The organism is Hydrogenophaga sp. (assembly GCF_031426985.1).
GTDB lineage: Bacteria > Pseudomonadota > Gammaproteobacteria > Burkholderiales > Burkholderiaceae_C > Hydrogenophaga.
The window spans coordinates 1-4384 of sequence record NZ_JASJOY010000012.1 but is presented as its reverse complement, the minus strand read 5'-3'; the positions used below and the strand labels follow the sequence as shown (position 1 = coordinate 4384).

Sequence of the window (4384 nt, the reverse complement as noted above, 5' to 3'; positions counted from 1 at the left end):
TCACCAAGATCCTGGACTTCGGCGCCCTGGTCAACCTGCTGCCCGGCAAGGACGGTCTGCTGCACATCAGCCAGATCGCCCACGAGCGCGTCGAACGCGTGACCGACTACCTGAGCGAAGGCCAGATCGTCAAGGTCAAGGTCCTGGAGACGGACGAAAAGGGTCGCGTCAAGCTGTCCATGAAGGCCCTGATCGACCGCAACGCCGCGCCTGCCGAGCAAGCCGCTCAGCAGCAGCAATAAGCCGGACGTGGTCGCCACGATGCAAGCCGTTGAGATCAGCGCCTTTGGCGCGCCCGACGTCCTGCGCCTGACGGAACGTCCGGCGCCGGTGGCGGGCGCCGGCGAGGTGCTGATCCGCGTGCGCGCCTCGGGCGTCAACCGCCCCGACGTTCTGCAACGAAGCGGCTCGTATCCGCCGCCGCCCGGCGCGTCGGACCTGCCGGGCCTGGAGGTGGCAGGCGTCATCGAGTCGGGTGATGCCGGTGCGATGGCGCAGGCCGGTTTCAAGATCGGCGACCGCGTCTGCGCGCTGGTGGCCGGTGGCGGTTACGCACAGCTGTGCGTGGCGCCTGTGGGCCAGTGCCTGCCGGTGCCGGCCGGTTTCGACGACGTGCAGGCGGCCGCGCTGCCCGAGACCTTCTTCACCGTCTGGAGCAATGTGTTCGACCGGGCGTGCCTGCAGCCCGGCGAAACGCTGTTGGTCCAGGGCGGCACGAGCGGCATCGGCGTGACCGCGATCCAGCTGGCGAAAGCCCTGGGTGCGCGCGTGATCGCCACGGCCGGCAGCGACGAAAAATGTGCCGCCTGCCTGTCGCTCGGTGCCGATCATGCGATCAACTACAAGACGCAGGATTTTTCGGCTGTGGCGCGCGAGCTCACAGGCGGGCTGGGCGTCAATGTCGTGCTCGACATGGTGGCCGGCGGCTACGTGGCGCGCGAAGTCGAGTGTCTGGCCGAAGACGGTCGTCTGGTCATCATCGCGGTGCAGGGGGGTGTCAAGGCCGAGTTCAACGCCGGCCTGGTGTTGCGCCGCCGTCTGCACATCACGGGCTCCACCTTGCGTCCGCGCCCGGTGGCGTTCAAGGCGGCGATTGCACAGGCCCTGCGCGAGCGGGTCTGGCCTTTGCTGGAGCAGGGGCGTGTCAAGCCGGTGATCCACAGCGCGTTCGATGCGGCCCGTGCGGCCGAGGCCCATGCCCTGATGGAGAGCAACCAGCACATCGGCAAGATCGTTCTGACCTGGGCTTGAAGGCCCGGGTTCTCACGGAGACATTCATGAGCAGAAAACTGATCGCAGGCAACTGGAAGATGAACGGCGGACTGGCCGCCAACGAGGCGCTGGTCCAGGCCATGCTGGCCGGCATCGGTCAGCCTGCGGCCGACGTGGCCCTGTGTGCGCCTGCGCCGTACCTGGCCCAGTTGCAGTCGCTGCTGCACGGCAGCCACATCGCCTGGGGTGCGCAGGACGTGTCTGCACACGAGCAAGGGGCGTACACCGGTGAAGTGAGCGTGTCCATGCTCAAGGACTTTGGCTGCCGCTACGCCATCGTCGGCCACAGCGAGCGCCGCCAGTACCACGGTGAAACCGACGAGCTGGTCGCAGCCAAGGCGCAGCGTGCGCTGTCGGCGGGCGTGACGCCGATCATCTGCGTCGGCGAAACGCTGGCGCAGCGCGAAGCCGGCGAAACCGAGGTCGTGGTCAAGCGCCAGCTGGCGGCCGCGATCCACACCGTGGGCCATTGCATCACCGAGATCGTCGTCGCCTACGAACCGGTCTGGGCCATCGGCACCGGCAAGACCGCGACGCCCGAGATGGCGCAGGCGGTGCATGCCGTGCTGCGTGCGCAACTGGCGGCCGCGACCACGAACCCCAAGCGGGTGCACATCCTCTACGGCGGCAGCATGAACGCCGCCAACGCCGCCAGCCTGCTGGCCCAGCCCGACATCGACGGCGGGCTCATTGGCGGCGCTTCGCTCAAAGCGGCCGATTTCCTTTCCATCGTGGCGGCGGCGGGCTGAAACCGCAACGTCCATTCCATTCAAGAACGACCCCATGAACATCGTCCTGACCCTTCTTCAAGTCATCCAGATCCTGGCCGCCATCGCCATGATCGGGCTCATCCTCATGCAGCACGGCAAGGGCGCCGACGCAGGTGCCGCCTTCGGTGGCGGTGGCGCTGGATCGGCCAGCCTGTTCGGTGCCACGGGCGGTGCGAACTTCCTCTCGCGCACGACCGGCATCCTGGCTGGCGTGTTTCTGGTCTGCACGCTGGGCCTGGCCTACTTCGGCAACCTGCGCACCGCGCCAGCCAGCGCGGGCAGTGTGCTGGAGGGGGCTGCGGCACCGGTGCAGGCACCCGCTGCGCAGCAAATCCCCGGTGCCACCGACGCGCCGGCCACCGTGGCCCCGGCTGTGCCGGCGGGTACGGGCGCGGCCCAGATTCCTGGCAAATAACTAGGGGGAGTAGCCGGTCCCGCTGACTGCGGCGGGACGGGTGTTTTGCGCTGCAACAACCCGACCCTTTCGGTTTGAAAAACCGACGATGACCCCGAAAAGTGGGGGTGATTCAGGGTAAACTCTATGGGTTGTCAGCAAGGCACACATTCAGCCTCGTGTGCCAGACATGCAGACCCAGCCGACGTGGTGAAATTGGTAGACACGCTATCTTGAGGGGGTAGTGGCGAAAGCTGTGCGAGTTCGAGTCTCGCCGTCGGCACCAATCTTTGGAAAACATGGCGCCCATGCCATGTCAGTGGAATCACCAAGATGAGTCTCGAGCAATACCTTCCCGTCCTTCTGTTCATCTTGGTCGGTATTGCCATCGGGATCATTCCGCAGGTTCTCGGCTACATCCTCGGTCCGAACCGGCCCGATGCCGAGAAGAACTCCCCTTACGAGTGCGGCTTCGAGGCGTTTGAAGACGCCCGCATGAAGTTCGATGTGCGCTACTACCTGGTGGCCATTCTCTTCATTCTGTTCGACCTCGAAATCGCCTTTCTGGTCCCCTGGGCGGTGGCTCTGACCGATATCGGCTCCACGGGGTTCTGGGTGGGTGTCGTTTTCCTTTTTGATCTGCTCGTGGGCTTTGTCTACGCGTGGAAAAAAGGCGCCCTCGACTGGGAGTGACCGCATCGCGCGGTGTCGGTTTCTGAATTCTGTTTTGCGTGCGCGCCCTGTCGGGCTGCATGGAGCTGCACATGATTGAAGGCGTTTTCAAAGAAGGCTTTGTCACCACGAGCTACGACTCGGTGGTGAACTGGGCCAAGACCGGTTCGCTGTGGCCGATGACCTTCGGTCTGGCCTGCTGCGCGGTGGAAATGATGCACGCCGCCACGGCGCGCTACGACCTGGGACGTTTCGGCGCCGAGGTGTTCCGCGCCAGTCCCCGGCAGTCCGACCTGATGATCGTGGCCGGCACCCTGTGCAACAAGATGGCACCCGCCCTTCGCAAGGTGTACGACCAGATGGCCGAGCCGCGCTGGGTGCTGTCCATGGGGTCGTGCGCCAACGGCGGCGGCTATTACCACTACAGCTACTCCGTGGTCCGCGGTTGTGACCGCATCGTGCCGGTGGACGTCTATGTGCCGGGCTGCCCGCCCACGGCCGAGGCGCTGATCTACGGGATCATCCAGTTGCAGCAGAAGATCCGCCGCACCAACACCATTGCCCGCGCCTGATCGGCGGCAGGTCTGAGTCAGAGAGACGGCCCATGAGCGACACCACTTACACCACGTCCGCCGAGACCATTGCCGCCGCCGTGACGGAGCTGCTCGGCGAGCGCGCCCGTTCGATCACCGTCGCGCGCGGCGAAGTCACCCTGGTGGTGGCTGCGAGCGATTACTTGGCGGTGATGCAGACCCTGCGCGATGCGCCGCAGACGCGATTCGAGCAACTCATCGACCTCTGCGGCATGGATTACTCCACCTACGGCGATGGCCGCTGGGAAGGTGCCCGTTTTGGCGTGGTCGTGCACCTGCTGTCGGTGACTTTGAACCAGCGCCTGCGGGTGCGCGTGTTCTGTCCGGAAGACGATTTTCCGGTCGTGGCCTCGGTCAACGGGCTCTGGAATTCGGCCAGCTGGTACGAGCGCGAAGCGTTCGATCTGTACGGCATCGTGTTTGAAGGCCACAACGACCTGCGCCGCATCCTCACCGACTACGGATTCATCGGTCACCCCTTCCGCAAGGACTTCCCGCTCTCCGGTCATGTGGAGATGCGCTACGACGCCGAGCGCCAGCGCGTGGTCTACGAGCCGGTGTCCATCGAGCCGCGCGAGATCACGCCGCGCGTGATCCGCGAAGACAACTATGGCGGACTGCACTGATCATGGCTGAAATCAAGAACTACACCCTGAACTTCGGACCGCAGCACCCGGCCGCGC

General features: G+C 65.3%; 7 protein-coding genes and 1 tRNA gene. All 8 read left to right on the top strand.

Annotated elements, in window-relative coordinates; genetic code table 11:
• Nucleotides 1-242: S1 RNA-binding domain-containing protein (locus RMP09_RS01870; RefSeq protein ID WP_310564313.1), on the top strand; the 242-nt coding region annotated here is incomplete at its 5' end.
• Nucleotides 243-261: 19 nt separating this feature from the next.
• The gene (locus RMP09_RS01865) at nt 262-1251 is read left to right on the top strand and encodes an NAD(P)H-quinone oxidoreductase (RefSeq protein ID WP_310564312.1); all 990 of its coding nucleotides are present in this window, start codon (nt 262-264) and stop codon (nt 1249-1251) included.
• Nucleotides 1252-1277: 26 nt separating this feature from the next.
• Nucleotides 1278-2021 (top strand): triose-phosphate isomerase, encoded by a 744-nt coding sequence (tpiA, locus tag RMP09_RS01860; RefSeq protein WP_310564311.1) that lies wholly within the window; start codon nt 1278-1280, stop codon nt 2019-2021.
• A 34-nt stretch (nt 2022-2055) separates the two neighbouring features.
• Nucleotides 2056-2457, top strand: coding sequence for a preprotein translocase subunit SecG (gene secG / locus RMP09_RS01855; protein ID WP_310564310.1), 402 nt, complete (start codon nt 2056-2058; stop codon nt 2455-2457).
• Between the two features lie 180 nt (nt 2458-2637).
• Nucleotides 2638-2722, top strand: a tRNA-Leu gene (locus RMP09_RS01850).
• Between the two features lie 47 nt (nt 2723-2769).
• The gene (locus tag RMP09_RS01845; RefSeq protein ID WP_310564309.1) at nt 2770-3129 is read left to right on the top strand and encodes an NADH-quinone oxidoreductase subunit A; all 360 of its coding nucleotides are present in this window, start codon (nt 2770-2772) and stop codon (nt 3127-3129) included.
• Nucleotides 3130-3200: 71 nt separating this feature from the next.
• Nucleotides 3201-3680 carry an NADH-quinone oxidoreductase subunit B family protein gene (locus tag RMP09_RS01840; RefSeq protein WP_310564308.1) on the top strand — a complete coding sequence of 160 codons (480 nt, stop codon included), beginning with the start codon at nt 3201-3203 and terminating at the stop codon, nt 3678-3680.
• 32 nt (nt 3681-3712) lie between these two features.
• Nucleotides 3713-4327: an NADH-quinone oxidoreductase subunit C gene (locus tag RMP09_RS01835; RefSeq protein WP_310564307.1), complete on the top strand. Its 615-nt coding sequence runs from the start codon at nt 3713-3715 to the stop codon at nt 4325-4327.
• The last annotated feature ends 57 nt before the right edge of the window (nt 4328-4384 follow it).

What these genes read in the sequence shown, in the direction of transcription:
- RMP09_RS01865 (WP_310564312.1), top strand. Translation starts at nt 262, where the DNA reads ATGCAAGCCGTTGAGATCAGCGCCTTTGGCGCGCCCGACGTCCTGCGC.
- tpiA (WP_310564311.1), top strand. Translation starts at nt 1,278, where the DNA reads ATGAGCAGAAAACTGATCGCAGGCAACTGGAAGATGAACGGCGGACTG.
- secG (WP_310564310.1), top strand. Translation starts at nt 2,056, where the DNA reads ATGAACATCGTCCTGACCCTTCTTCAAGTCATCCAGATCCTGGCCGCC.
- RMP09_RS01845 (WP_310564309.1), top strand. Translation starts at nt 2,770, where the DNA reads ATGAGTCTCGAGCAATACCTTCCCGTCCTTCTGTTCATCTTGGTCGGT.
- RMP09_RS01840 (WP_310564308.1), top strand. Translation starts at nt 3,201, where the DNA reads ATGATTGAAGGCGTTTTCAAAGAAGGCTTTGTCACCACGAGCTACGAC.
- RMP09_RS01835 (WP_310564307.1), top strand. Translation starts at nt 3,713, where the DNA reads ATGAGCGACACCACTTACACCACGTCCGCCGAGACCATTGCCGCCGCC.